Raw genomic sequence first — 26,095 nt, 5'->3', positions numbered from 1 at the left:
CTCGCCCTGCCGCACCACCTCCGGCAAGGTCGCACTCAAGTACCACACCGCCCGCTTCCAGCTCGTCCCCGCACTCCGCTCCGAACTGCACGTCGCCACCCCCGCCGTACGCCATCCGGGCTCCGTCTGGACGGCCCTGCCGGTCCAGAAACTCGCGGCGCCGACCGTCCCGATGGAAGTCCGGCTCGCGTACGCCCGCATCTCGACCCGGACGCAGGAAATCCAGTCCCAGGTCGACGCCCTCGAAGCCTCCGGCGTACACCGGCTGTTCCAGGAACAGATCAGCACCCGGGTCCGCGAGCGCCCCGAAATGAAGGCGGCCCTTGCGGCGGCCCGCGAGTACCGCTCCCTGGGAGCGAAGGTCACCCTCGTGGTGCACGAGATGAAGCGCCTGGGCCGCGGCGCCCTGGAACTGCTGAAGGTCGCCGAGGAACTGCGGGACGCGGAAATCGAGCTGGAGTTCCTCACCGGCCCCCTCGCCGGGAAGCACGACCCGTCCGGCCACGGGGCCGCCCTGTTCGCCTTCTTCGCCGCCATGGCTGAGTCCGAACGCGACTACATCCGCGACAAGACCCTCGAAGGACAGGAGACCGCCCGCAAGAACGGCAAGGCCATCGGTGGCGTCAAGGTCTCCGACGACGACATGCTCGCCACCGCCCTCCGACTGCGCGACCAGGAACACCTGTCCCTGCGCGAGATCGCCTCCCGCCTCGTCATCCGCACCGGCAAGAAGCGCGGCCAGCACCCAGCCCCGGCTACCGTCATGCGCATGCTGCGCGAACACGACGAACAGACAGTCACAGCCACTCTGGAGCCCACAGCCTGACCTGGGGCTCAGTCCTTAGCGTTGTTTTCTCGGCGAGAACTACTGGGACCCCTGGGTGTAGGCGATGCCGGCCTCATCAAGGGCGTGTCCGAGCCGGGTCTTGCTGAAGCCGGGCTTGCGGCTGATGGGGGTCAGGCGGACGTCGGCGACCATGCTGATCTGGGCTTCCAGCAGGGAGGTGACGAACGAATCGATGTCCCGCCCCTCGTAACCGGCGGACCACAGACCGGCCTCTGGCCCCTGTGCCTGCCGGAACAGTTCGTCGAGCGAGACCCCGAGTACCTCGGCCACTGCGCCAACGGTGAAGGCCGAGCCTGCAGTAGCCGGAACAGGTCCCGATGATCACCGTCTTCGCCCGGGGCACTGTGCCCGCGCTGCCAGTGACCGCGTTGACGACGACGGTCAGGTCGACCTCGACGACATCGTCGTCGATCATCTCGGCACCGAACTTATCGGCCTGCGCCCGCATGTTGTCTTAAGCACGCTTCGCAGCAGCGGCGTGGAGCGGTGGTGCGGTCTGGCCGGCCCGAGGACTTGATCTCTCCTGAAGCACCAAACGCCAGGTCCAGCTGTAGGAACTGCCGCTGAGGCGGAAGGGCAAGCGGGTGTCGGGTCCCAGGCCGCCGGTGCCGACGCCGCGATGGGCGATGTCCAGGTGCACGATGGTTGCGGCGCTGCTCGGCAGGTCCCACCAGTGCGGCGCCGTTTCGAGCTGCTCGGTCGTGTACCGTCCGACATTCATCTGCAGCGGCACCGCATGGGCGGTCGACACTACGCCTGCGGGCCCGCTGAGTTGGAGTTTCGTCACGTCGCCGCGTCCTCCGTTCTCCTGTGGGGGCATGTATCTCACAGCGAGGTCGTCGATCGGGCTCTGCCACGAACCGCTGCGGGCGCAGACGCGCCGGTCCGGGTAGTTCTCCCAAGGGCCGAGGCCGACCCACTCTGCCTGGTCGAAACCGTCGACAAGCTCGAACTCGACGCCGATGCGCAGTCCGTCAGTCGTGCCGTCCGGTAGCTCCACGCTCTCGTCGAAGACGTAATCGCCGCCGTTGACGGCCTTCACTGTGCGTCGGTGAGTGACGGAGTCGCCGAACGCCGCTCGATAGTGGGTCGTGATGACCGTGTGGAGACCTGAGTCCTTCACCGACACCGACTCAGGAGTGAGCCTGAAGAAGCCCGAGCGCACGAACCGCTGGTCCAAGGGGGCGGACTTGTCGTTGTCCGTAAGCGGGCGCCACAAGGAGAGTCGTGGTGCGCGCCGCAGCAATGGGTGTCGGATGTCGCCGTTCTCGTCGATCTCGGGCGCGTCCCGCGCGCCCGAGGGCATGGGAGTCGAGCGCACCGGCAACGCGAGTTGCTGCTCCGCCACGACAGTGCCGGCCGCCGCCCAGGCAGTCTGACGTTTCGTCGCGACCGTGAGGGTCACGCCGAGAGCGCCATCCGTCGCGAGCGAAGCGCGGACGGGATCGGGCAGGTCGATGATTGCTTCCGTGCAGGCAGGCAGGTCGAGCACGACCGGGGCGGATGCCTCGCTGTCCGTGCGAGTGTCCACGTGCAGGGACATCGTGTACGCGGACAGATCCGCGAACGTCTGCCGATTGCGGAGACGGAGAGTCCCGTCGAGCGCCTCCTGTGGTGTGGACAGAATGCGGACGGGACTGAAGAGCGCGCGCGCCTCGTACATGGCCGGCTTCGGCGTACCGTCCGCGAAGGCGATGCCGTTGAGCATCAAGTCCCCGTCGTTGGGCCTGTCGCCGAAATCTGCGCCCGAGCGATAGCGGCCGTCGCCGTCGGGGTCGAGTGCGTGGTCGAAGTACTCCCAGATGTACCCGCCCTGCAGGCCGGGCAGCGTCTCGAACAGCTCCCAGTAGTGTGCGAGCCCGCCCGTTCCATTCCCTTGCGAGTACGCGTACTCGCACAGGATCAGCGGCCGGTCCGCACGCGGGTCGGCCGAGTACGCCTCCAGACTGCGGAACGACGGATACATCGGGCAGACAATGTCGGTGGCGGCATGGCCACCGTGCCAGTCGTGGCTGATCGCGCCCTCGTAGTGCAGGGGCCGGGTGGGGTCGAACCGGCGGATCCAGGCGGCGGCCGCATCGTGGTTGGCGCCGTAGCCTGTTTCGTTGCCGAGTGACCACATCAGGACCGATGGGTGATTGCGGTCGCGGATGACCATGCGGGAGACGCGTTCCAGGAACGCGGGCAGGTAACGCGGGTCCCCGCTGACCGTGTCCATGAACGCGTGCGCCTCGATGTTGGCTTCGTCGACCACGTAGAAGCCGAGCTCGTCGCACAGGTCGAGGAGATGGGGATCGTTCGGGTAGTGAGAGGTACGGATGGCGTTGAAGTTGAAGCGCTTGAGTTGGGAGAGTTCCGCGAGCATGTCGGCGCGAGTGAGGACTCGCCCGGTGCGCGGATGGACGTCGTGACGGTTCACACCCTGGATCAGGATGCGCCGGCCGTTGACCAGGAGGTCGCGTCCTTCGATGACGACGCGGCGGAATCCGACGCGAAGTGCCGTGCGGTCCACGACCGTTCCGTTGGGAGCCAGGAGCTCGACTTCTACCGCTTCCAGGTGCGGCTCCTCCGCGGACCACGGTGATACTTCGAGGTCCGGGAGCGAGAGGCCGACGGTTCCCGGCAGGGCCTTCTGTCCGGAGAGGTAGGTCTGCCGGAGGGCGTCCGCGGTCGGCTGCGCCTCGGGTGGCATGGGAGCGTCGGCGGCGATCTCGCTGAACAGATCCATCGTGTCCGGGGGGATCAGCGGTTCCGGGCGCGTGCTGCGGCCGAGTGCCGCGGTTGCACCGGACGGGTCGGGAAGGCGTGGTGCCACGGGGAGCGTCAGGGTCCGCCCGAGGATCTGTACCCGTACTGTGTGTTCCACGTGGGCCTCGTGATCGAGTCCTTGTGTCGACACCTCAAGGGTCAGGCTCCCGCGCTGGGTGGTGGGGTCGAAATCGGCGACTGCGGAAATGTCGGCGACGCTGATGGCTGGTCGCTGGTACAGGTGGACGGACCGGGTGATCCCCCACTGCCACCATTGGTCCTGGTCCTCGATGTATGACAGCGCCGACCATTTGGTGAGGGCCAGAGTGACGGTGTTCGTGCCACGGCGGACGGCATCTGTGATGTCGAATTCCGCGGCGAGATGCGAGTCGGAGCTCGTGCCGACCAGGACGTCGTTGATGTAGACCCGCAGGACACCCTCGGCCGCACCGACGTGCAGGATCAGACGGTCACGCGTGCTGGGCACCTCGAACTCGCGTCGGTACACCCCGACGGCGTTGCCAGGTGGAACGTTCGGCGGTACATCGTCGAACGGCATGGTCACGTTGAGATAGTGCGGTGGGTCGTCCGGCTCGTGCATGGTCCACAGCCCCGGGACTGGTGCCTTCTTCCAGGAAACTGCACCGGTGTCCTCGCCGTCGCGGACCAGCGAGAAGTCCCAATCCCCATCCAGCGGGACGGTGGTGGGACGCTGCAGGGAGTGCATCGGCAGCCGGCACACCGAGTGGAATCCGGAATCGTCGTGCGGAAGTGAGGTGAAGTGCGCTGTGGTCATGTTGGCGGTTGTGTCGCGGTTCACTCGGTGCTCACGGTGAGGTCGGTCGGGGTGCATCCGGTGGCTTCGACGCGCACTCGGATGTCTCCGGGCCCGGCCGCCCGGACGACGGCGAGGGCGCGTCCGTCGAAGGTGGTCACCTGCGTCGAGTTGTACGGCTCGATGGTTGCCGGGTTGGCCGTGCCGAGCGCCTGGAGGGTGCCCGGACCGGACACGTCGACCGTCACCTTCCTGTCTGATGCGGTGAACAAGGTCCCGTCCTCGTCGACGAGTTCGATCTCGACGAAGGCGAGCTCCGAGCCGTCTGCCGACAACCGCTCCCGGTCCGTGACCGCTCGCACGGTGACGGGGCCCGCCGCGGTGCGCACAGCCCGGCGCTCGGCCGCGGCGCCGTCGCGGTGGGCGATCGCGACGAGTTCGCCGGGCTCGTACGGAACTCTGAAAGCGCATCGGAAACGGTGCTCCGGGCCCGTCGGCGCCCGCCCGACGCTTCTGCCGTTGAGCACGAGCTCTACTTCGGGAGCGTCGCTGTAGACCTCGACCGTCAACTCGCTGCCCTCGTCGACAGGCCACGTCCAACTCGTGACACTGTCGCTCCATGCCCAGGCGCTGGTGAACGGGCCGGACGAGTCCACGCCCGGCCGCACGACCGCGACGTACGGCTCGGCCCGCAGTCCGAAGACGATCTCCCGGTAGTAGGAGACGGGCCGGCGGTGTCCGACGAGGTCGATGTCCCCGCACCATGCCGCGATCCACGGGTACGGGGCCGCGAGGTCCGGAGCGGGCTTGCCCTCTTCGGCTGGGACCGAACGCCCGATGCCGACCTCGCCGAGGTAGTCCCAGCCCGTCCAGGTGAAGTCGCCCAGGACGTGGTCGAGGCTTTGCACCAGGGCCCAGTTCCGGTCGATGGCCGACGGGAAGGTCTCGGTACCGACGATGAGCCGGTTCGGGAAGAGCAAGGCGTCTCTCTCGTAGCGGCTGTCCAGGTAGTTCATGCCTGCGACGTCGAGCAGCCCGAAGCTCTCGGCGGTCTTCTCGGTCACCAGGTCGGAGGAGCCGATCATGTTGAAGTAGTCGCCGGAGCTCGCCATCATCGTGTTGATGCCGATGGCTTCCATGGCCCCGCCAATCCCGTGCTCGGCGGACAGCCGCTTGAGGTCCTCCATTACGGCGAGCATGCCGTTGACGCCGTTGGTGATGTACCGGGTGGGGTCCAGGCGCCTGATCTCTTCGGCGAGACGGCGGCCGGTCACTCCACCCGCCGGCGAGCCGGTCTCCGGGATCTCGTTGCCGATGGCGTACATGATGACGCTGGGGTGGTTGCGGTCCTTGACGACCATCGCCTGGATGTCGGCACGCCACCATTCGGGGAACGCCAGGGCGTAGTCGAAGCCCGACTTGGTCGATGTCCACATGTCGAAGGCTTCGTCCATCACGTACATCCCGATGCGGTCGCAGGCATCGAGCATCGCCCTGCTGATCGGGTTGTGGGCCGAACGGATCGCGTTGAAGCCCGCCTCCTTGAGGCGGCGGACGCGCCGCTCCTCCGCCGCCGCGAACGTCGCGGCACCAAGGATGCCGTTGTCGTGGTGCAGGCAGGTGCCACGCAGCTTCATGGTCTCGCCGTTGACGCGCAGTCCGTGTACGGGGTCCAGCTGGAGGGTGCGGATCCCGAATCGGTCGGAGACCTCGTCGACGACCCCTTCGGCGAGGCGGATCCGGGCGGTCGCGCGATAGAGATGCGGAGTCTGGGCGCTCCAGAGAATTGGGTCGCTCACGTACAGGCGCTGGCGCGAGACTGCTCGCTCTCCGGGCACCGCGGTCACGGGGACGGTACCGGTGGCGACGATGCCGCCGTCAGGGGCGGTGACCTCGACGTCGATGTGGGCTGTGAGCAGCCGCGGCGAGGAGGTCTCGAGTGCGACGGCCACCTCCACGACGGCCATCCCGGGCTCGACGTCGGACGTGGTCACCCCGAGTCCGTGGACGGGAACATGGACGACACCGCCCTGAAGGAGCCAGACGTCGCGGTAGATCCCCGCTCCCGTGTACCAGCGGGAGTCCTCGTGAGCGCGGGCCTCGACGAGGATCTCGTTCTGCGCTCCGGGCAGCAGAAAGGGCGTCAGGTCGATGGTGAACGCGGCGTAGCCCGACGGTCGTTGCCCGGCGAAGGCGCCGTTCACGTAGACCATCGCGTCGCGGTAGACGCCCTCGAACTCGATCTGGATCCGCTGGCTCTCGGTCTCCGCCGGCGGCGTGAAGGTCTTCAGGTACTGCAGCGTCACGCTGGGGAAGTAGGCGTTCGCCGCGCGGCCTTCGAGATTCCTGGGGCGACCGATGAGCGCGTCGTGGGGCAGCACGACGTCTTCATAGACAGCGCCCTGACCGGCGGCCTCGTCGAAGGGGTTCACCTTCTCGCGAACCTGCCAGCCCGTGTTGAACGGCGTTCTCCTCATTACGCTCCTTGCTTGTAAACGTCATGGACGACCTGACTCCGGGCCGTACGTGATGGTGGTGGGAAACGGGGGTGGCTCGGTCAGTGAACGGGCGGTGCCGCGAGAGCGGAACGGAGTTCCTCCTCGACACCCTCCGGGACGGTCGGGATGTACCCCAACAGCGTGGCCAGTGACATCGACGACGCCTCCGGCGGCGAAGGGTCGAGGGACATTCCGGGGAAGTTCTTCTCCAGGACGGCTGCGACCGCGTACCAGAGCGTGCGGTCCTCGGCGAGAGCGCCGATCGGGGTGTCCAATGTGTGGGCGGCGCGCCGGCCGAGCCCTTCCACCACATAGGTCCAGGTGTGCTCTCCTGCCGTGACCTTCTCCCGGTGGCCGTCCGGATGGAGGGGCAGGATCACCTCCGCGTCGACTCCGTCCGGCACGGTGATGTCGAGGGAGACGGTCTCGCCCTCGACGCGCCAGGCCACCTCGATGCGGCCCTGAACGGTGTCGTGTGCGGCGCGCGCGGAGGTGAGGCCGCCGCCGGGCCGAGGGTGGATCAGCACGCTGCGATAGCCCGGTTCGATCCGCCCGATGCCGCCGACCGTGCTGTACAGCCACTCCACGACGGCTCCGAGGGCGTAGTGGTTGAGCGAGGTCATGCCTCTGCCCTTCAGAGTGCCGTCGGGCAGCAGCGAGTCCCAGCGCTCCCAGGTCGTCGTCGCGCCCATCGTGACCGGGTACAGGAACGACGGGGACTGCTTCTGCATCAGCAGGAGGTATGCCTCCTCCAGGTGGCCCGTACTGCTCAGCGCTTCGGTGACGTAGGGGGTGCCCGCGAAGCCGGTGGCGATGCGGAAACCTGCCTTCGCCACGAGGTCGGCGAGACGGTCACCGGCCTTGGCGCGCTGGCTCTCGTCGAGGATTCCGAAGCAGATCGCCAGGGCGTACGCGGTCGCCGACTCGTTCATCACGCGGCCGGACTCCGAGACGTATTCGCGACGGAACGCCTCCCGTGTGCGGTGCGCGAGGGTGTCGAAGTGTGCGGCGTCGGCGTCGTGGCCGAGGAGGGTCGCGCTGTCGGCGAGTTCACGAGTGATGCGGCACAGGTAGGCGGACGCCACCAGGTGGCGGTCGGTCCTGCCGCCCGCGGGGTCGTCGTAGGGGGCGTCCGGGTCGAGCCAGTCACCGAACTGGAATCCGCTGCTCCACAGGCCGGTCTCGTCGAGCTGTCCTTCGACCTGGCGAACGAAGGCCGCCATCGAGTCGTAGCTCTGGCGGAGGATCTCGAGATCGCCGTACTCCTGGTACAGGGTCCACGGCAGGCTGACCGCGACGTCGCTCCAGATCGCGGTGGGCGACGACGGCGTCGACAGAATGTCGGGCACCACCCAGGGCACGTAACCCTTGGCTTTCTGTTCGGCTGCCACATCCTTCAGCCAGGAGCCCAGCACGGCGCGTACGTCGTGGAGCAGCCCTGCGGTTGGGCCGAAGACGTTGATGTCGCCGGTCCAGCCGAGCCGTTCGTCGCGCTGCGGGCAGTCGGTGGGGACCCCCACGAAGTTGCTGCGCATCGACCAGACGGCGTTGTCGTGCAGGCGCGAGACGAGGGGATCCGAGGCTTCGAACCAGCCGGTCCGGCGCATGTCGCTGTGCACGACGATCGCGCGCAGGGCGTCCGCGGTGACGTCCCCCGGCCAGCCGTCGATCTCGACGTACTGGAATCCGTGGAAGGTGAAGGCGGGCTCCCATGTCTCCTCGGACTCACTCCGCAGCGTGTACCGGTCCGTCGCCGCCGCCGAGCGGTTCGTGTCCGTCTCCAGTTCACCGTCCAGGGTGAGCAGTTCGGCGAATCTCAGGGTGATGGTTCGTCCGGCTTCCCCGGACACCGTCAGGCGCACCCAGCCGGCCAGATTCTGCCCGAAGTCGACGATGGCCCGTCCCGGCGCGGTGGTACGGATCCGCACTGGCGCGATCTCCTCGATCCGCCGGATGGGAGGAGCAGCGTCCACCTCGACCACGTCGGTGGGCCAGTCGAAGGGCTGTGCGGCCGGCCACTGCGCGTCGTCGAATCCGGCCAGGCTCCAGCCGGCCGGCAGCCGCCGCGCGTCGAACTCCTCGCCGTCGTAGATCCCGTTCGACCGCACCGCTCCTTCGCCGACCCGGAACTGCGCGTCGGAGACGATGAACTCGGCCCCGTCCTCGTACTCGAGCTTGAGTTCCAGGAACAGTGCGGGGCGGTCGGCCCAGTGGTGTCGCTTCCCCTCCCAGCCGACGCGGCCGACGGCCCAGCCCTCGCCCACGATCGCTCCGACAGCGTTCGCGCCGGCCGTCAGCGATGCCGTGACGTCGTGCGCTCGTGCCCCGATCCGGTGCCGGTAGGACGTCCAGCCCGGGGCCAGCACCTCGTCACCGACCTGTTCCCCGTTGACGTACGGCACAACGATGCCGAGCCCGCTGACGACGAGTGTGGCGCGGACGAGACCGGGCCGGGTCGTGAACTCGCGGCGGAAGTAGCGTGCGGGATCTCCGGCGTGGGAAGCGCCGTCGGCGCTGATGAACGAGGCGTGCCAGGGGGAGGCCACGAGGTGGTTCCTTTCGATGAAACGGGGAGGTGGTGCTCGCGCGGGCGCCCGCGGTTCACCGCGATTGAGGTGCGAGTCCGCAACGGGCGCCAGCGTGCTGCAGGTCCGTGTGATCAAGGGGCGGTCGGCGGAGCGGCACCCGCGGATGCCGCTCCGCACCGGCTCGCGTCAGCCGCGGTTCGCCTTGGCGAGGACCGCCTCGATGAACTCGCGGGTCATGCCCGTCGTGCCCTGGCCGAGGTAGCGCCCGAGAGGGATCGACGCGGCCATCTTGGCGACGTCCATGCCCAGTTCGTCACTGCCCGAGCTGGTGTCACCGAGCCCCGCCTCCTTGAGCTTCGCTTCGATGGCAGGCCCGGCCATCGGGTGCGCGGCGACCTCGGCGAAGGAGCTCTCGAGTGTCAGCGGCACGAAGACGTCGTCGCCGTCGACCTTGACCGACGCGCTCAGGCGGATGTCGCGGCTGGATGCGCCGACGTGCACGTCGTACGTTCCGCCCTCGACACTCCAGGCGTCGACGCGGGTGTCCCAGGTTGCGATCTCCCGCCGCGCTATACGGATCTCCACGGTGCGGCGCTCACCTGCTGCGAGGTGCACCGCCGTGAAGCCCTTGAGCTCCCTGACCGCTCGCGTGATCTCCGATTCGGGCAGTGCCGTGTAGATCTGCACCACTTCGCGCCCGGCCCGGCCGCCCGAGTTCGTGACGGTGACCGTCACGGTGATGCCTTCGTCGTCAGCCGCCACGGCCAGATCGGAGTAGTCGAACGTCGTGTAGCTCAGGCCGTGCCCGAAGGGGAAGGTCACGGACATGTCGCGGGCGTCGTACCACCGGTATCCGACATGAAGGCCCTCGGCGTAGCGGACGCTGCCTCGTTCGCCCGGGAAGGACAGCCATGCCGGGACGTCCTCGATCCGCTCGGGCACGGACTCCGTGAGCCGCCCGGAGGGGTTGACGTGGCCGAAGAGCACGTCGGCGATCGCTCCGCCGCCGGCCTGCCCGAGCAGCGCACCGTCAAGGACAGCAGGAGCCGACACGACACCGTTCGACAGCCGGACGACACCGCCGTGTGACAGGACGACGACGGTGTCCGGCTGAACCTCGAGTACGGCGCGCAGCAGTTCGAGCTGATCGGCCGGCAGGTCGATGTGGTCGCGGTCGAACCCCTCCGACTCCTGCGCGGCACTCAGGCCGAGGAAGACCACCGCGGTATCGGCGTCGCGTGCGTGGCGGACCGCTTCGGCACGCAGCGCCTCGGCGTCACCGGCGCGCGTGCTGAAGCCCGCCGAGAAGGTGATCTGAGCCCGCGGCGCCTGCGCCCGGATCTCGTCGAGTGCGACATCGACCCGCGTCGGGTTGACGTGCGAGCTGCCGCCGGCCTGGTAACGGGGCTCTGTGGCGAACTCGCCGATGACGGCGATGGCTCCGGTGGGCCGCAGCGGGAGCAGCGCGCGCTCGTTCTTAAGCAGCACGACAGCGGCCGCCGCCGCCTCTCGGGCCAGGCTGTGGTGAGCATTGAAGTTGACGCGCACACCGGCACGCTTGGCCTGGGCCGCGCGTCGCGCCAGTTCGGTGATGCGTGTGGCCGTTCGGGCGAGCGCGGCAGCGTCGAGTTCAGAGCGCTCTACCGCCGCGGTGACGGCGGCGTCGGCGTCCCGGTCGGGTCCTGGCATCTGGAGGTCGAGTCCGGCGGCGATCGAGGCCACCTTGTCGACGACGGCACCCCAGTCACTGACGACGGCGCCTTCGAAGCCCCATTCGTCTCGCAGCACCTCGGTCAGCAACCAGTGGTTCTGTGCCGCATGAACACCGTTGACGCGGTTGTAGGAGCACATGACCGTCCACGGCTGTGCATCCCGGACGACCTGCTCAAAGGCGCGCAGGTAGATCTCGCGCATGGTCCGGTCGTCCACGTCCGAGCTGATTCGCATCCGGTCGTGTTCCTGGTTGTTCAGCGCGAAGTGCTTGAGGGAGGCGCCGACACCTCGGCTCTGAAGCCCCTGTACCCAGGCCGATCCCATGGCACCGCTCAGGAGGGGGTCCTCGGAGAAGTACTCGAAGTTCCGGCCGCAGCGCGGATCACGCTTGATGTTGATGCCGGGGCCGAGGACCAGGGAGACATCGGCCGCCTGTGCCTCCTCCGCCAGAGCGGCGCCGACCCGTTGGGCAAGGCTGTGGTCCCAGGTCTGTCCGAGTCCGACGGCAGGCGGAAAGCACGTGGCCGGCTCGCTCTTGGAGATACCGAGGTTGTCGGTGGCCGCAGTCTGCTTGCGCAAGCCGTGCGGACCGTCGGCCATCGTGATCGACGGTATGTCTCCGGCCTCGACCGTCTGCCAGAAGCCGGCGCCGGTGGTGAGGGAGACCTGCTCCGGAACGCTCAAGCCGTCGACCTCTGTGGTCTCCTGTATAGCCACTTCAATGTCTCCTTGATCAGGTGTGTCAGGCGTGTGGTGTGAAGAGGCGGCCGCGCCTACCGGGCGCCCTTCACCGGGAGGATCGCGAGGGCCGCGATCCCCACGAGGGCGCAGGCCACGGGCCAGACCAGTCGGTAGGAGCCGCTCAGGGCGACGACTTGGCCCGCGAGGACGGGGCCGAGGGCCTGGCCCACGTTCGTCGCCAGCGCCGCGACGCCGAGGTCCCGGCCCGCCGCGTTCTCGGGATCCGGCAGTACCTCGACGAAGAGGGCCTGGTCGACAGGAAGGTAGATACCGAAGGCGAATCCCGTGAGGATCGTCTGCACGAACAGCGCCGGCAGAGTCGGGGACACCAGAGGGGCGAGCATCGAGGCCGCCATCAGGACCGACGCGACCACGACGAAGGGCTTGCGTCGGCCGATCCTGTCGGACAGCCGCCCGGCGAGAGCGATCGCGACGAGTGTCCCGGGGAGGCCCGCCATCGCCAGCATCGGTGTGAGGGTCGTGGCCTGGGACTGGCTCAGTGCCGGCTGGACGTAGCTCTGCAACATGAAGAAGTTCAGCGCGGAGGACACGGTGTAGCCGAACATCAGCAGGACCCGGGCAGTCCACACCCATCGGAAGTCGCGGTTCCGCAGCGGCACGAGGAAGCCGGCGACGGTCTTGCGCGCGTCGCGCCGCGGGACGGAGAGGTCCAGGGACGAGCGGTCACGCAAGATCATCACGAACATGACGAGGAAGGCGACGGTCACCGCCGCGAACACCGGGTAGACCGCGAACCCCAAGGTCGAGTACAAGGCGGCCGCGCCGACCGCGCCGGCCAGACCGCCGAGGAAGTTGCCCATCCCGCCGGCCGAGGACGCTCTCCCTCGCAGCTCCTCCGGTATGCGGTCGGCGACTGTGGTGTTGAGCGGCGCCTGGGCGACGTTGAAGAACACCGACACGGCGACCCAGAGGAGACCGAGGACGGCCAGGTTGGGCGCAAGCGGCACGAGAGCCATGGTCACGGCTCCGGTGACCGCCCCGAAGAAGATCCACGGGGCCCGCCGTCCGAACCGCGAGCGTGTGCGGTCGGAGAGCACCCCGGCGATTGGCTGCGCGAACGCGACGAAGATGACCGCGACGGCGTTGATGACGCCCGCGGCAGTGGTACGGGTGGCATCGAACTGACTCAGGAGGCGGAGCAGGCGCGTTTGTTCCGGAGTCGCGGAGACGCTTCCCTTTTCGATCGCCGTCTTGAGGTCGTTCAACTGCTGCAGATCGACGTGGGCGTCGCCGCCCGTGAACCATGCGTGGAACGCGAGGTCCTGGATGTGGTTGGGAAGGACGATCCCGGAGACGCCGCTCCACACGGCGGAGAGGGCGGCGAGCGCCAGAGCGTACAGGAGCGCGTAGGTACGCCATGGGCGCCCGCGCAGGTACTGGAGGGACATCCCCGGCGTGGTGGGTTCGGCGGTGGTCACCGTCATGCTGGTCACTGCGGCGGCTTCCCCCCGCTGCCCATCCTCCGGGACGACGTGGGAGTGTGATCGTTCCTCAGAGTCGCTGTGTGCCATCCGATCCTCCTCGACCGCCGCACCCAAAATGCCGCTGCAACGCGATTTTCGCCGAACCGTAACAGCCTGAAAATCGCGCCGCAATGGTAGTTTCATCTAGGCCACCGACGAGGAGGAGAAAGATGACGACGACTTCTGCCGCTTCACCTCGGGTCCGAGGCCCGTACGCCAAGACAGCACGTGTCCGGCAGCGCATCCTCGACGCCGCCACAGTGGTCTTCGCGGGTTCGGGATACCGAGCGACCACGATGAAGGAGATCGCCGAGCGCGCCGGTATCAGTGAGCGCGGTCTCGTCCACCACTTCGCGAGCAGGTCCGATCTGCTCGCAGCCGTCCTGGAGCAACGCGAAGAGGCGAACACCCGGCGGATCCCGTCGGCACCGGGACTTGACGCCCTGCTCGGGATGCTGGATGTCGTGGCCTCCGACAGCCGGGAGCCCGGCGTCGTGGAACTGCACAGCATCCTCTCCGCCGAAGCGGCAGCCACCGAACATCCGGCGCACGAGCACTACCGGCACCGGTACGAACTCGTCCGGCGGTTCGCGACGATGTCCTTCGCCGCGCTGCGGCGCGCGGGCGAGCTGGAGTCCCCGCTGAGTGACGAGGAACTGGGCGCGGCGTTCGTCGCGCTGAGCGACGGCCTTCAGCTGCAGTGGGTCTACGACCGCTATGCGGTCGACAGCGCGGTCATCCTTCGTCGGTTCCTGGAGTCCTTCGTGCCTGGCCTGTCCACGAGCGGCGCGTAGAGGACCGATTTCCCCCGTCTCAGACCGCTTGAGGGTCCCGGCCCGCCGCCTTGAGCCCCGTGCAGGCTGTCATCCCCTGCCCAGGGGAGCAGTCGATTCCCGCGCCACGACCGTGTGATGGATGTCCGGCATCATCTCTGGGAGGGGACGGTCCTCGGCCAGACACCTGCCCAGTTCGGAGAAGTAGCGGCTGAGGCCCACGATGTCGATCTGGACGCTGGACAGCGTGGGATGGACCATCTCCGTAACCGGGTTGTCGTCATGGCCGATCACCGAGAGGTCGCCGGGTACGGACAGGCCGGACCGCTGGGCGGCTGCCGCGATCGTGACGGCGATCTCGTCGTGAAAGGCGACGACGCCGGTGACGCCGGCCCGGCGCCAGTCCTTGACGGCTCCTACGGCACTGCCGCTTCGGCAGTCGACAGCTTTGGTGTCCACGAGCTCGAGGCCCAACTTCTTGGCTGCTTGGCCCGCCGCCGCGGCGCGCCCCATACTCAGGGGGGCGAGGCGGGGATCCGTGGGCATGGCGAAGGCAAGTCTCGTGTGCCCCAGGGCGTGCAGGTACTCAACTTGCAGGCGGGCTCCGGCGGTGGCTGACGGCGAGTCAAGGGCGGCGCGTTCTTTCTCGTGGCCGGGCAGGATTCTGGTGATGCCTGCGGCTCGCATGGAGGCCCGTTCCTCGGGGGTGAGTGGCGTCCAGCTCACGACCGCGTCGGGAATCAGCGATTCCCACAGCGGTCGGGCCCGGCTGCCGTCGTGCCGGACGTAGGTGACCAGGGAGTATCCGGCGGCATCGAGTGCCTGGCCCGACCTGTCCAGGTTGCGCAGGACAACCGGGCCGACGGGCCAATCCGGCAGCACCAGCAGAATGACCATGGTCCGGCCGCGGGCGAGTGTCTGCGCTGCTCGGTGCGGCCGATACCCCTGGCGCTCGGCCTCGGCCAGGACCCGCTTCTTGGTCTGCGCGGAGATCGTCTGCCCCGGTGTGTTGTTCAGTACGTACCCCACCGTGGCTCGGGAGACTCCCAGTGCCTCTGCGACGTCCGCCGCCGTCACGCGCCGCGTCGGCCTGCCGCCGGTCACATCGGCTCCCATCGTCGGGTCGGAGGTGCGTGCGACTTGTGCGCGCAAGTTCCGGGTGTGAGGCCATCTTAGTGCCGCGTCAGCCAAGGTTTGCCCGGTAGCGAGGCGTCCTGGTGCGGTCAGCCGCAAGGCGCCGGATCGGCCTCGTAGTGGGTCTACTCGGTCGATGCGGCAACGCGGCGGATGGCCGTGCCAGGACAGGACCTGGGCGGTCGGCCGAACACCATGGGCTCCCGAATCCCTCAGGGCCTCACGGACCCGGAGCACACAGTCTGCTGCCGCGCTGCATAGCCGGCAGGCAGTGCAGGAGCGGTGAGCTGCAGGGCGCTCGTGTCGGCCCGCTTTGCGCGAGGCGGCGCCCCGCAGAAGACGAACGCTGTCAGACCACCGCAGCGGCGCCGGCCTCGACCTCATCGAGTTTGGTGGGACGAGGTATCAGCAGTGCGACGACGATACCCACCACGACGAAGGCCACCGGCAGCAGGAACCCGCGGGTGTAGCTCTGGTCGTTGTAGAACTGCGTCCCCTGCACCACGGAACCACTCTGGGCCATCAGGACGAACACGAGCTGGGCGACCACCGCGGAGATGACTCCCTGGACCATGCCCTGCATGCCGTTGGCGAGGGCGTGCTCCTTCTGCGACACCGCCCCGATGATCAGGATGGGCGCAAGGGCGGCCGTGAAGCCCATGCCGATGGCGAACGGTATGCCGGTGAGGATGATCTGCGTGACGGTGTGATGGAACTGCGACATGAGCACCAGCCCCCCGCAGCCGCACACCCCTGCCGTGACCACAAGCCACCGGACGTCGACCCGCCGGGCGAGCGCTCCGGCGGCGACCGCGGAGATCAGGATCAAGATGCTGGAGGGAACTCCGATGACCGCCACCTTGGTCGCCGAGAAACCCAGACCGGCCGACACATTGGGGATCTTCGGGTAGAGCGCGAGCAGTTGGGAGACCACTCCGGCCGAGAAGATGGAGGCGGAGAGGATCGATGCGGCCAGGAGCGCCGTCCAGACCTTCCGCCTGCTCAGCATGCGAAGGTCGAACATCGGATGCGGCACGATCCTCTCGACGACCACGAACAGAACGAGGGCGACGACGCTCCCCGCCAGGAACCCGATCGTCTTCCCGCTGGCCCAGCCCCACGCGGCGCCCTTGCCGATCCCGTAGACCAGAGCGGCCATGCCACCGCCCAGGAGGAATCCGCCGGCCCAGTCCATGCGCGTGCGCTCGCCGCGGACTGGGCTCTCCGGCACGAAGAAGAGCAGCAGGACCAGGCTCAGGGCGGTGGCGAACACGAGGAACCAGAGCGCACCGCGGAATCCGTAGTCGTCCAGAAGCCAGCCCGAGAGGAACGGGCCGCCGACGGCGACCAGGCTGAAGCCTCCGCCGATGACGCCGCTGATGACGCCGACGAGGCGGGGCGGGAAGAGATCCCGGGCGAGCGCGTAGATCAGCACGCTGATCGGCCCATAGAGGCCCGCCAAGCCGCGGCCCAGCAACAGGAGGCCGTAGCTGGGGGCCACCGCCGCGATCAGGTCGCCGATCATGCCAGCCGTGGTGATGACGATCATGATGCGCCGCTTGCCGTATATGTCGGCGAGCTTGATGACGAACGGTGTGCAGACGTTCGCGACCAGAGTGGTGACGAGGGTGAACCAGGCGATTTGCGTCGTGTGGAAATGGACGGCGATCTGCGCCTGGGCGTTGCCGGACAGCAGGCCGATCATTGTCATCAGCTGGGCCGGCCACAGCAGTGCGAATACCAGGATGACCAGGCGGGGCCCGAAGGTCGTCCGGTCCTTCTCCAGGGCTTTGGCAGTCGTGGTCATGCGGGAGTCCTCCCGGTGCAAGGGGTGAGGTCCGGCAAGGCGTCGGTCTCCTCCCCTGCGCGGCGAAGGGAGGTCGAAGCGGCCGACGCGGCCGGTGTGCCGCGCGTGTTGATTCGCCGCAGGGCAGAGGGCTTCGAGTGGCGAGAAGTGATGCGCGTGAGCGCGGGACGCCCGCACACGTGGGGGTGTGCTCCGGCGAGCGTTCGGGTTGCGCGGCTCGTTGACTGCCGTGGTGCCAGTGCAAGGGACGCCGGGTTGCGCCGCTCTTGCGGGCGGCTTCCGCCTGCAACTGGCGGGAACGGTACGCAGAGCAACTTTCGCGCGCAAGTACTTGCGCGCGAAAGTTTGAGTAGGTACTGCTTAGAGCGCCGGAGACACCGAGTTCCCGAACGACCGGGCCGTCCGCGCCAAGAAGCTCGGCGATCCGAGCCCGATCAGCTCCGCGCCGGCCACGTGGAAGGACACCTGCGCCTGATGGACCCTCTGTCGGCAATCCCTCGAGGCCCTGAGGACCCGCCCGCTCTCCTGCCGTACGACTCGATGCTGGAGGTCGACGTCGACGACACCGAGGGAAGCCTCTTCATGCTCGACCGGGAGTTCGGCGGCACCCTGGCCCTCCCCTTCTCCAAAACCATGGACCCTTTGGTGGCGGGTGTCGTCGCGGTCGACGGCGAGCTCTTCGACCACGTCCTGCGGCCGGTGGAGTTCGGAGGAACCCGGCGCGGTCGCCGGACGCGAAGTCGTACAGATATACGTCTCGAAGCCCGACGGCGTGATCGAGCAACCCTCGCTCGAACTCGCGGATTTCGCCAAGACGCGAATGCTGGCCCCGGGCGACACACAGGAACTCATGTTCACCATCGTCCCGGACGCCCTCGTGAGCTGGGACGAGCGAAGCGCGGCCCATGTCGCCGTGCCGGCGCATACGTCGTGCGCGTCGGGCGGTCCAGTGCGGACACGGCGGAGGCAGGGCGCTTCACACTCGACGAGCCGGTCGTCGTGCGGCGCGCGGCCTCTCGTATGTCTCCCGTCGACCGGTGTCGGGGCCTGCTACAAGCACATCGTCGCCAACAACGCGGAGTCGGCGCGCAAACGCAACCAGTCGCTCGTTTCGGAGCGGGCCCTGCGCGAGCTCTACTTGAGAGCCTTCGAGATCGCGCTGCGCACCCACCCGGCCAAGACCGTCATGACGGCCTACAACGCCGTCAACGGTGTTCCCACCGCGGCGGATCCGGAGCTCATCCAGGGATTCCTCCGCGAGGAGCTCGGCTTCGACGGCGCGGTCATAACCGACTGGAGCACGTACGACACCTGCGACGTGGTCGACATGGTGCTCGGCGGCAACACGTGGATCACGCCGGGCGGGCAGGACGACACCCACACGCGCCCGATCGTCGAGGCCGTCGCGTCGGGACGGCTGCCGATCGAACTGCTCCGCGAGAACGTGACCTACCTGGTCCGCACGGTCGCGCGCTGAGGGCCAGCACCCCTGCCCGTACGAGGGCCCGCCCCCGCCGTCCACACCTTCGGGTATCGAAGCAAAGGAAGTATCCGGTGAGAGAAGTAACCAGGGTTCGAAGGAGCGCTCGATGGTGAACACGACCGGGCCCGACGGCCAGCCGGCCGCACGCCCGGTCGCGACACCGCCCCGCCCGCGCACGATCATCACCACGGATCCGGAGCTCGACGACCTCAACTCGATGATCCGCCTTGTGCTGTACAGCAACGAACTCGCCATCGAGGGACTCATCTACGCCAGCAGTCGCTACCACTGGAAGGGCGACGGCGAGGGAACGGAGTTCTTCCTGCCGGACCGCGAGTACGACCGGCCGCAGTCCTCGTGGCGATGGGCGAAGGGGGAGCGCTTCATCGACGACGTCCTCGACGCCTACGCCCAGGTGCACCGCAATCTCGTCGTCCACGACCCGCGCTATCCAGCGCCGGAAGACCTCCGCGCGGTGGTGCGAGAAGGCAACGTCTCCTTCGAGGGAGACATCTCCGAGGAGTCCCCCGGCTCCCGCCTGATCGAGGAGACCCTGCTGGACGACCGGACGGGCCCGGTCCACCTCCAGGTCTGGGCGGGAACGAGCACCATCGCCCGCGCCCTCCTGTCGATCGAGGAGCGCTACCGAGGCACACCGCACCGGGAGAGGGTGCGTGCGGAGGTGTCCGAGAAGGCCGTCATCACGAAGTTCGACTCGCAGGACGCCACGTACGACGACTACATCCGTTCGCACTGGCCGGACATCCGGGTCGTCGATGTGGCCACTTGGGCCTGGGGCTACTTCGCGCGCCGGCTCGCGCTGCCGGAGTACGCGCAAATGCTGCGGGCGGAGTGGATGCGCGAGCACGTGACGTCCATCGGCCCGCTGGGACGCCTCTACCGGACGTGGGGCGACGGCCGGCGCATGGTGGACGGCGACATCATGGACTTCTTCCACCTGAGCGGATACTCGGCCGACGAACTGCGCGCGATGGGGTTCAACGTGTGGACGGATGTGCAGGCGCCCGGCGAGTGGATCTCCGAGGGCGACACCACGAACATGCTGAATCTGTTCGCCAACGGGCTGCGGGGGCACGAACATCCCAGCTACGGCGGATGGGGAGGCCGCGCCGTCCCCACCGCCGACGGGCCGGACGAGTGGAGCGTCAAGGGCGCGCAGGACCACCCCCTCGATACCGAGAGCGAGGTGTACGAGTACGGGGTGACCCGGTGGTTCGCGGACGCCCAGCGCGACTTCGCCGGGCGCCTGCGCTGGAGCGTCACCCCCGCCTTCGAGCAGGCGCGTCACCACCCGACCGTGACCGTCGCACCGGGCGTGGACCTCGGGGCGGTACCCGGCCAGTCATTGGTGCTGACGGCGACCGTCACCGACCCGGACGGCGGCACGGTGTCCTGCCGGTGGTGGCACTACCGCGAGGCGGGCACCTTCCCTGGGCAGGTCGAACTCACGGATGCCGACACACCGGTGGTGACGGCGCGCATCCCCGGCGAGGCGGCACCGGGGCAGACCCTCCACCTCATCCTCGAGGCGTGCAACGACGCCGTACTGCCGCTAAAGGTGTACCAGCGGGTCATCGTGACGATCGACGCCGGGGCGGAGGCCCCCGTCCGGCCGGCTGACGTGACCGCCTGAGACGGGCGGGCAGGGGGAGTCCGGATCAGTCGACCAGGTCCAGGGCCGCAGCGACGATGCTGTCCGTGTCGATCCCGTGGCAGCGGTAGACGTCCTCGATCGACCCCGACTGCCCGAAGTGTGTGACGCCGAGACACGTGGTCGGTGTGTTCTGAACGGTGCCGAGGAAGGCAAGTGTGTGGGGGTGGCCGTCGAGGACGGTGACCAGGGGAGTGGCGCGTCGGGCGGGGAAGACCTGGTCGAGGATCCAGGCCGGGCCCTGGGCCGAGCCCTGGCGGGCCTGCACGGCGCGGAAGAGCAGGTCCGCGCTGGTCACACACACCACGTCGGCGTCGTGTCCGAGGGCGGTGAGGCGTTGCGCTGCGGCCAGGGCCTCCGGGACCAGGGCCCCCATCGCGGCGATGGTCACCACCGGGTCGTCGGTGCGGTGCAGCCGGTAGGCCCCGGCCACCACCTGGCGGCGCCGGCGCTCGCGCGCGGCCGGGTCACGCGGCACCTGGGCCGCAGCCTGGTCCACCGGGCGGGTGGACAGGCGTAGGTAGGCCGAACTCCCTTCGGGGCGCCCGAGGTTGGAGAGTGCGGACAGCAGACACCACTCGGTGTCGATCGCGAACGCCGGCTCGTAGCTGACGCAGCCGGGCTGTTCGATGCCCAGGGACGGGGTGGTGATCGACTGGTGTGCGCCGCCTTCCGGGGCGAGGGTGACGCCGGACGGGGTGCCGACCAGGATCGACCGTCCGCCCGCGTAGATCCCGAACGACCAGGGTTCCAGGGCCCGGTTGACGAACGGGTCGTAGACGACGCCGATCGGCAGCAGCGGCCGGCCCCAGCGGCTTCCGGCGGCACCCAGCTCGCCGAGCAGGCCGGCCAGGTTGGTCTCGGCGATGCCCAGTTCGATGTGCTGGCCGCTCGGCTTTTCGCGCCAGTGCAGGATCGTCTCGGCGTCGTCGGCGAACCAGTCGGGTCCCGCGTGTGGCGACCACACCCCGACCTTGTTGATCCAGCCGCCGAGATTCGTGGAGGAGCTGACGTCAGGGCAGACCGTGACGATGCGGTTCGCGGCTTCCGGCGCCCGGCGCGCTAGGTCCAGGAGCGTACGCCCGAGGGCCTGTTGGGTGTGTCCCGTCCCGGTCGGAGCGGGACGGCCCAGGTCGGCGGGGATCGCGGGCACGGGCTGCGCGTCCCGCGCGGGCCTGCGCAACCGCCGGGCCACGGCCGTGCACAGAGCGGCTTCCTGCGAGCCGTCCGCGAAGGACGCCCAGGGGCGGGCCGGATCCAAGTCCAGGCTCTCGGCCAGCTCCCGCATCTGATCCGCCGTCAGCAGCGAGGAGTGGTTCTGCGGATGGCCCTCCGTGGGCAGCCCGTGCCCCTTGACCGTATACGCGAGGATCACGGTCGGACGGCTGTCGTCGACCGCGCCGAACGCGTCCACCAGCGCGCCGATGTCGTGACCGCCGAGGTTGCGCAAGGCCGTCGTCAGGGAGACGTCGTCCAAGGAGGAGACCAGCCCTGCGATCGCATGGGCATCGAGTCCGTCCCCGGGGAGTCGCACGCGCAACTGATCGGCGCTGCAGCGCAACAGGCGCTGGAATTCGAGGTTGCTCATGGCATCGAGACGCTCCCGCAGCGCCTCGCCGCCCGGCCGGGTGAACAGGGCGTCCAGCAGGCGCCCGTACTTCAGGGTGAGCACCTGCCAGCCGGCCGCGGTGAACATGCCCCGCATGCGCTCCGCCGCGCTCCCGGGCACCACCCGGTCCAGGGACTGCCGGTTGAGATCGACGACCCACACGGCCTCGCCCAGGCGGGACACCATCGGGTCCTGCACCGCCTCCCAGATCGCGCCCTCGTCCAGCTCCGCGTCGCCGAGCAGGGAGTACTGCCGCCCGGTGCCCGCCCCGCCGAACTGGCCCTCCACGTAACGCCGGGCCAGGGCACCCCACAAGGGTGCGGTGGCGCCGATGCCCACCGAGCCCGTGGAGTAGTCGACCGGGTCCGGGTCCTTGGTCCGGCTCGGATAACTCTGCAGCCCTCCGAAGGCACGCAGGGTCGTCAGACGGTCCTCGGCCAACTCGCCCAGCAGGTAGTTGATCGCGTGCAGCACGGGTGAGGCGTGGGGTTTCACCGACACCCGGTCGTGAGCGGTCAGGGTGTGGAACCACAGAGCGGTCATGATCGACGTCATGGAGGCGCTGGACGCCTGGTGCCCGCCGACCTTCATCCCGGAAGGGTTGGGTCGTACGCGGTTGGCGTGGTCGATGATCGCTGTGGAGAGCCAGAGCACCCGGCGCTCGACGGCCTGCAACACGGCGAGTTCTTCGCCTCCGAGCGTCGTCGCGGCGTCGACAGTGTGCGGGCCGATCGGGTTCAACTGCGGGAACATCCCGTATACCTCCGTCGTGGGCGGGGTGCCCGGCCTGGGTGCCGGGGGCGGAACAGGGTGCGGTTACCGTGGTGCCGGGCCCGGCCGCCGGGCGGCGCCGAGGCGGCGGACCGAGACAGGAGAGGCGAGGCACCGGGAGATGAGCCGAGTCCCAGCCGGATGGGCCGATGCCGACCCGCAGTTCGACGAGGTCGGCTTCGATCTCTCCGCCGCCATGCTCGCCCCCGCGTTCGAGGGCGAGCCGCCGAAGAAGCTCACCCCGCGGCAGCAGGAACGGCTCACGAGCGTGCTGCGCACGGTGCTGCGGCTCACCAACAAGGGCGGCTACGAGGCGGTCAAGATGCGCGACACGGTCGAGGCCGGCATCGCCCTCGGCACCATCTACCGCTTCTTCGGCTCGCGCGACTTCCTCGTGTTCAGGGCCACGAGCGCATGGTTCGAATGGGCCGCCGTGCGCAGCCTCCCGCGCGGCGGTACGAAGGACTTCCGCCGCCGGTCCATGTACCAGTTCGAGCGGCTGACCGCCCAATGGGCGGCCCACCCTCGCGTGGTGGAGGCATGGCTCCGCTCGGCGACGAGCGACGACCCCCTGGTGCAGGAACTGCAGCGCACCTACCGGCCGTCGCTCTTCGCGGCCCACCAGTGGGCGCCGATGGACGACCTCGACCCGGAGTACGCCGCCAAGCTGCGCACGATGATCGAAGCCCACGCCTTCGGCGGAATGGTGCGGTGGGTCCACGGCCAGCGCACGCTCGCCGAGCTGAAGACGGACTTCGCGAACCTGCTCGATCTCGTCTTCGACCCGCCGCTCTACCGCGCCGCCGACTGAACGCGGGCGGCGGTTCACCCTTCGATGGTGATGGCCCGTTTCGGGCAGGCCCGTGCGGCCGCCGCGAGGGAGTCGCGCATCACCTCCGGCGGGTTCTCCTCCAGCACGATCAGAGTGTCGTCGTCGCTCATCTCGAACAGCTCAGGTGCTTCGAGGGCGCAGACACCATTTCCCTCACACAGGTCCCAGGCGATGACCGTCCGCAAGACCGGCTCCCTTCTCGACAGCGATGAACGGGGCGTCCAGACGCTAACGCCGACGCTGTAATTTTTGCAACGGCGTTTCATTTTTTTCTTGACGGGTGTGCATCCCTCGGGGCATTCTCGGCTCGGAGTTCGAGGAGCGGCGTCGCCCAACAGCCGTGCTGTGAAGGGTGATTGGGGCCTGCGCGCGGCACCTTGCGGGCCGCACCGATCCGCCGCCGCAGGGGGCGCCCGCCGCATCGCTCGTACCGGAGCCGACACGAGGAGACCCACGTGGGACTCGCTGACCGCACCCCGCCGACCGCCGTCGAGTACGCCTCCTACCCCGAGCGCTTCGGGAACTGGGGGCGCTGGGGCGAAGCGGATGAGCTGGGAACGCTCAACCACATCACCGAGAAGGTGCGCCGCACCGCCGCAGGACTGGTCCGCGAGGGACGGGCCGTCTCGATGGCCCGCCCCGTCCAGACCCGGCCGGGTCCCGCCAACCCCTGGCCCGCCCAGCATCTCGTCGGGATGCCGCACGCCCGGGGTGCGGGCGACTTCCTCGGCATGTTCCTGCACAGCTTCGTCGATACGCACATCGACGGCCTCGCCCACATCGCCGGGCCGGACGGGCGGACCTGGAACGGCAAACGGCTCGGGCCCAATGGCATGCCCATCGAGCACAGCGGGACGATCGACCACTGGCGCGACGGCATCGTCACCCGAGGCGTCCTGTACGACGTGCCCCGCCACCGCGGGACCGACTTCGTCGCCGCGGGCGAACCGGTCCACGGCTGGGAGCTGGCGGACATCGCCGCGGCCCAGGGTGTCGAACCCCGCAGCGGTGACGCCGTGATCATCCGGTCGGGGCTCGATGCCTTCCTGGCGGCGGCCGACGGACCGACCGCCTTCGCATCGGTGGCCGGAGTGCACGCCTCCGCCCTGGAGTTCCTGTACGACACCGAGGCGGCGCTGCTCATCTGGGACTTCCAGGACGCGCCGACCGAGGACCAGGGCCTGCCGAACCCGCACGAGAGCCCCATCCCGATCGCCCTGCACCTGCACGCGATCGCCCTGCCCTACATGGGGCTGCCTCTGATCGACAACGCCGACCTGGGCGGCATCGCCTCCGCCTGCGGCGAGTTGGGCCGCTGGGAGTTCCAGGTGGTGGTGGCCCCGCTGGTTATCACGGGGGCGACGGGATCGCCGGTCAATCCGATCGCTGTGCTGTGACCCGGGAAGGGACGACTGTGCCATTGCTGACGATCGACTCACCCGTGGACTTCTCCTATGACCCGTACTCGGACGAGGCACTGCGGGATCCGACGGCGCTGTACCGACAGTTGCGCCGCCGCTACCCCGCCTATCCGCTGCCGCAGTACGACGCCTGGGCGCTGTCCCGGTTCGAGGACGTGTGGGCGGTGGGGGAGGACCCGGAGCGGTTCGCCATGGACATCGGGCCGGTGTTCGACCCCGCGGATCTCGCCCGGTCCAACGGCGGCAGCGCACCCGCGCCGCGCACCTTCTCCACCGCTACGTCCTTCTCCCAGCTGGATCCGCCGGTGCAGACCACACTGCGCCAGGGCATCGGCACGTCGCTGCGGCCGCGCGCCGCCGCACGCTGGGAGGACGAGATCCGCGGGCTGGCGCGGGAGCGGCTCGACGCGCTGGTGCCGCACGGGGAGTTCGACCTCTACACCGAGTACGGCGGGCTCGTGTCGGCGGGGGTGATCTGCCGCATCGTCGGGCTGGCGCCGGACCGCGCCGCAGAGGTGCTCGACCTCGTCAACACCAGCCTGCGGCGCAAGCCTCCCGGCCCCGCCGAGGACACCGGACCGGCCCACCACGCCCTGCACCACTTGCTGGTCGAGGCGGTGGCCGCACGCCGGGCGGACCCGGACGCAGACCCGGTCCCGGCCATCGACGGGCTGTTGCGTACGCGGATCGACGGCGAGGCCCTCACCGACGACCAGATCGCCGTACAGCTCGCCACCGTGGTCTCCGGAGGAACGGAGACCGTGCCCAAAGTCGTCGCCCGATGCCTACTCGAACTGTGGCGGCGGCCCGAGCAGTTGGCGGCCGTACGCGCAAACCCCGCGGCGAACTGCCCGCCGGCGTTCGAGGAAGCGATGCGCTTCGGGGCACCCCTGCAGTACGTGGGACGCACCGCCACCCGAAGCGTCGACATCGCAGGGGCCCGCATCCAAGCAGGCCAGCGCCTCTTCCTGCTCATCGCGGCCGCCAACCGCGACGAGCAGGAGTTCGAGCAGCCGGACGACTTCCGGTGGGACCGGCCGATCAAGCGGCACTTCGCGTTCGGCCACGGCCTGCACTTCTGCATCGGCGTCCACGTCGCACGCCTCGAAGGCCGCGTGTTGCTGGAGGAGTTGCTGACCCGGATCCCCTCATTCGGCCTGGACGAATCACGGGCGCTCGTGCCGCCCTCGGACTTCCAAGTCGGCCACATCCGGCTGCCCCTCGTCGTCGGTTGACCACAGCCGGGCCCCTTCCGCACC

At 68.9% G+C, this 26,095-nt stretch carries 18 protein-coding genes and 1 pseudogene; 7 read left to right on the top strand and 12 right to left on the bottom strand.

Features of this window, described 5'->3' with window-relative positions:
- Window positions 1-172 precede the first annotated feature (172 nt).
- Window positions 173-826: a recombinase family protein gene (locus tag ACIBLA_RS05455; protein ID WP_399197831.1), complete on the top strand. Its 654-nt coding sequence runs from the start codon at window positions 173-175 to the stop codon at window positions 824-826.
- Between the two features lie 39 nt (window positions 827-865).
- Here ACIBLA_RS05455 and ACIBLA_RS05450 read toward each other — a convergent pair whose 3' ends face one another.
- The 7 genes and pseudogenes from ACIBLA_RS05450 to ACIBLA_RS05420 all read right to left on the bottom strand — a co-directional run bounded on the left by ACIBLA_RS05450 (window position 866) and on the right by ACIBLA_RS05420 (window position 13,295).
- Window positions 866-1,117, bottom strand: coding sequence for a DUF488 family protein (locus ACIBLA_RS05450; RefSeq protein ID WP_399197830.1), 252 nt, complete (start codon window positions 1,115-1,117; stop codon window positions 866-868).
- Window positions 1,107-1,301: pseudogene (locus tag ACIBLA_RS05445) on the bottom strand (thioredoxin-disulfide reductase); the annotation flags it as partial. The gene ACIBLA_RS05450 and the pseudogene ACIBLA_RS05445, both read right to left, overlap by 11 nt.
- Entirely contained in the window at window positions 1,302-4,391 is a 3,090-nt protein-coding gene (locus tag ACIBLA_RS05440) for a glycoside hydrolase family 2 TIM barrel-domain containing protein (protein WP_399197829.1), read from the bottom strand.
- 20 nt (window positions 4,392-4,411) lie between these two features.
- Window positions 4,412-6,847 carry a glycoside hydrolase family 2 TIM barrel-domain containing protein gene (locus ACIBLA_RS05435; protein ID WP_399197828.1) on the bottom strand — a complete coding sequence of 812 codons (2,436 nt, stop codon included), beginning with the start codon at window positions 6,845-6,847 and terminating at the stop codon, window positions 4,412-4,414.
- Between the two features lie 80 nt (window positions 6,848-6,927).
- Window positions 6,928-9,414 carry a family 78 glycoside hydrolase catalytic domain gene (locus ACIBLA_RS05430; protein ID WP_399197827.1) on the bottom strand — a complete coding sequence of 829 codons (2,487 nt, stop codon included), beginning with the start codon at window positions 9,412-9,414 and terminating at the stop codon, window positions 6,928-6,930.
- Window positions 9,415-9,582: 168 nt separating this feature from the next.
- Window positions 9,583-11,826, bottom strand: a complete 2,244-nt coding sequence (locus ACIBLA_RS05425) for a glycoside hydrolase family 3 C-terminal domain-containing protein (RefSeq protein ID WP_399197826.1) — start codon at window positions 11,824-11,826, stop codon at window positions 9,583-9,585.
- A gap of 56 nt (window positions 11,827-11,882) precedes the next feature.
- Window positions 11,883-13,295 (bottom strand): MFS transporter, encoded by a 1,413-nt coding sequence (locus ACIBLA_RS05420; RefSeq protein ID WP_399197825.1) that lies wholly within the window; start codon window positions 13,293-13,295, stop codon window positions 11,883-11,885.
- A 209-nt stretch (window positions 13,296-13,504) separates the two neighbouring features.
- On the opposite strand from ACIBLA_RS05420, the gene ACIBLA_RS05415 reads away from it, so the two are divergent.
- The gene (locus tag ACIBLA_RS05415) at window positions 13,505-14,128 is read left to right on the top strand and encodes a TetR/AcrR family transcriptional regulator (protein ID WP_399197824.1); all 624 of its coding nucleotides are present in this window, start codon (window positions 13,505-13,507) and stop codon (window positions 14,126-14,128) included.
- Window positions 14,129-14,197: 69 nt separating this feature from the next.
- Here ACIBLA_RS05415 and ACIBLA_RS05410 read toward each other — a convergent pair whose 3' ends face one another.
- From ACIBLA_RS05410 to ACIBLA_RS05400, 3 genes are all read right to left on the bottom strand, one after another.
- Window positions 14,198-15,259 carry a LacI family DNA-binding transcriptional regulator gene (locus ACIBLA_RS05410; RefSeq protein WP_399197823.1) on the bottom strand — a complete coding sequence of 354 codons (1,062 nt, stop codon included), beginning with the start codon at window positions 15,257-15,259 and terminating at the stop codon, window positions 14,198-14,200.
- A 331-nt stretch (window positions 15,260-15,590) separates the two neighbouring features.
- Window positions 15,591-17,048 carry an MFS transporter gene (locus ACIBLA_RS05405; RefSeq protein WP_399197822.1) on the bottom strand — a complete coding sequence of 486 codons (1,458 nt, stop codon included), beginning with the start codon at window positions 17,046-17,048 and terminating at the stop codon, window positions 15,591-15,593.
- 360 nt (window positions 17,049-17,408) lie between these two features.
- A complete protein-coding gene (locus tag ACIBLA_RS05400) occupies window positions 17,409-17,735 on the bottom strand; it encodes a hypothetical protein (RefSeq protein ID WP_399197951.1) in 327 nt (108 codons plus the stop codon).
- On the opposite strand from ACIBLA_RS05400, the gene ACIBLA_RS05395 reads away from it, so the two are divergent.
- Together ACIBLA_RS05395 and ACIBLA_RS05390 are read left to right on the top strand one after the other, a co-directional pair.
- Entirely contained in the window at window positions 17,701-18,525 is an 825-nt protein-coding gene (locus tag ACIBLA_RS05395; RefSeq protein WP_399197821.1) for a glycoside hydrolase family 3 N-terminal domain-containing protein, read from the top strand. The two genes, ACIBLA_RS05400 and ACIBLA_RS05395, sit on opposite strands and share 35 nt — an antisense overlap.
- 112 nt (window positions 18,526-18,637) lie before the next feature.
- Window positions 18,638-20,185 carry a nucleoside hydrolase-like domain-containing protein gene (locus ACIBLA_RS05390; protein WP_399197819.1) on the top strand — a complete coding sequence of 516 codons (1,548 nt, stop codon included), beginning with the start codon at window positions 18,638-18,640 and terminating at the stop codon, window positions 20,183-20,185.
- A 25-nt stretch (window positions 20,186-20,210) separates the two neighbouring features.
- Here the strand turns inward: ACIBLA_RS05390 and ACIBLA_RS05385 are convergent, their stop codons facing one another.
- Window positions 20,211-22,565 (bottom strand): transketolase-like TK C-terminal-containing protein, encoded by a 2,355-nt coding sequence (locus tag ACIBLA_RS05385; protein ID WP_399197818.1) that lies wholly within the window; start codon window positions 22,563-22,565, stop codon window positions 20,211-20,213.
- Window positions 22,566-22,704: 139 nt separating this feature from the next.
- Here ACIBLA_RS05385 and ACIBLA_RS05380 point away from each other — a divergent pair, with 139 nt between their 5' ends.
- A complete protein-coding gene (locus ACIBLA_RS05380) occupies window positions 22,705-23,394 on the top strand; it encodes a TetR/AcrR family transcriptional regulator (protein WP_399197817.1) in 690 nt (229 codons plus the stop codon).
- A gap of 14 nt (window positions 23,395-23,408) precedes the next feature.
- Here ACIBLA_RS05380 and ACIBLA_RS05375 read toward each other — a convergent pair whose 3' ends face one another.
- Window positions 23,409-23,600, bottom strand: coding sequence for a ferredoxin (locus tag ACIBLA_RS05375; RefSeq protein ID WP_399197815.1), 192 nt, complete (start codon window positions 23,598-23,600; stop codon window positions 23,409-23,411).
- A 270-nt stretch (window positions 23,601-23,870) separates the two neighbouring features.
- On the opposite strand from ACIBLA_RS05375, the gene ACIBLA_RS05370 reads away from it, so the two are divergent.
- Window positions 23,871-24,812 carry a cyclase family protein gene (locus ACIBLA_RS05370; RefSeq protein WP_399197814.1) on the top strand — a complete coding sequence of 314 codons (942 nt, stop codon included), beginning with the start codon at window positions 23,871-23,873 and terminating at the stop codon, window positions 24,810-24,812.
- Between the two features lie 17 nt (window positions 24,813-24,829).
- Entirely contained in the window at window positions 24,830-26,071 is a 1,242-nt protein-coding gene (locus ACIBLA_RS05365) for a cytochrome P450 (protein WP_399197813.1), read from the top strand.
- The last annotated feature ends 24 nt before the right edge of the window (window positions 26,072-26,095 follow it).

Source organism: Streptomyces sp. NPDC050433 (genome assembly GCF_044458565.1).
GTDB lineage: Bacteria > Actinomycetota > Actinomycetes > Streptomycetales > Streptomycetaceae > Streptomyces.
This window is presented reverse-complemented; position numbering and strand designations above follow the sequence as displayed.

Bases quoted from the DNA above. Each gene is read 5' to 3' on its own strand.
- ACIBLA_RS05455 (WP_399197831.1), top strand. From the start codon at position 173: ATGGAAGTCCGGCTCGCGTACGCCCGCATCTCGACCCGGACGCAGGAA.
- ACIBLA_RS05440 (WP_399197829.1), bottom strand. From the start codon at position 4,391: ATGACCACAGCGCACTTCACCTCACTTCCGCACGACGATTCCGGATTC.
- ACIBLA_RS05435 (WP_399197828.1), bottom strand. From the start codon at position 6,847: ATGAGGAGAACGCCGTTCAACACGGGCTGGCAGGTTCGCGAGAAGGTG.
- ACIBLA_RS05420 (WP_399197825.1), bottom strand. From the start codon at position 13,295: ATGACGGTGACCACCGCCGAACCCACCACGCCGGGGATGTCCCTCCAG.
- ACIBLA_RS05415 (WP_399197824.1), top strand. From the start codon at position 13,505: ATGACGACGACTTCTGCCGCTTCACCTCGGGTCCGAGGCCCGTACGCC.
- ACIBLA_RS05405 (WP_399197822.1), bottom strand. From the start codon at position 17,048: ATGACCACGACTGCCAAAGCCCTGGAGAAGGACCGGACGACCTTCGGG.
- ACIBLA_RS05390 (WP_399197819.1), top strand. From the start codon at position 18,638: ATGGTGAACACGACCGGGCCCGACGGCCAGCCGGCCGCACGCCCGGTC.
- ACIBLA_RS05385 (WP_399197818.1), bottom strand. From the start codon at position 22,565: ATGTTCCCGCAGTTGAACCCGATCGGCCCGCACACTGTCGACGCCGCG.
- ACIBLA_RS05380 (WP_399197817.1), top strand. From the start codon at position 22,705: ATGAGCCGAGTCCCAGCCGGATGGGCCGATGCCGACCCGCAGTTCGAC.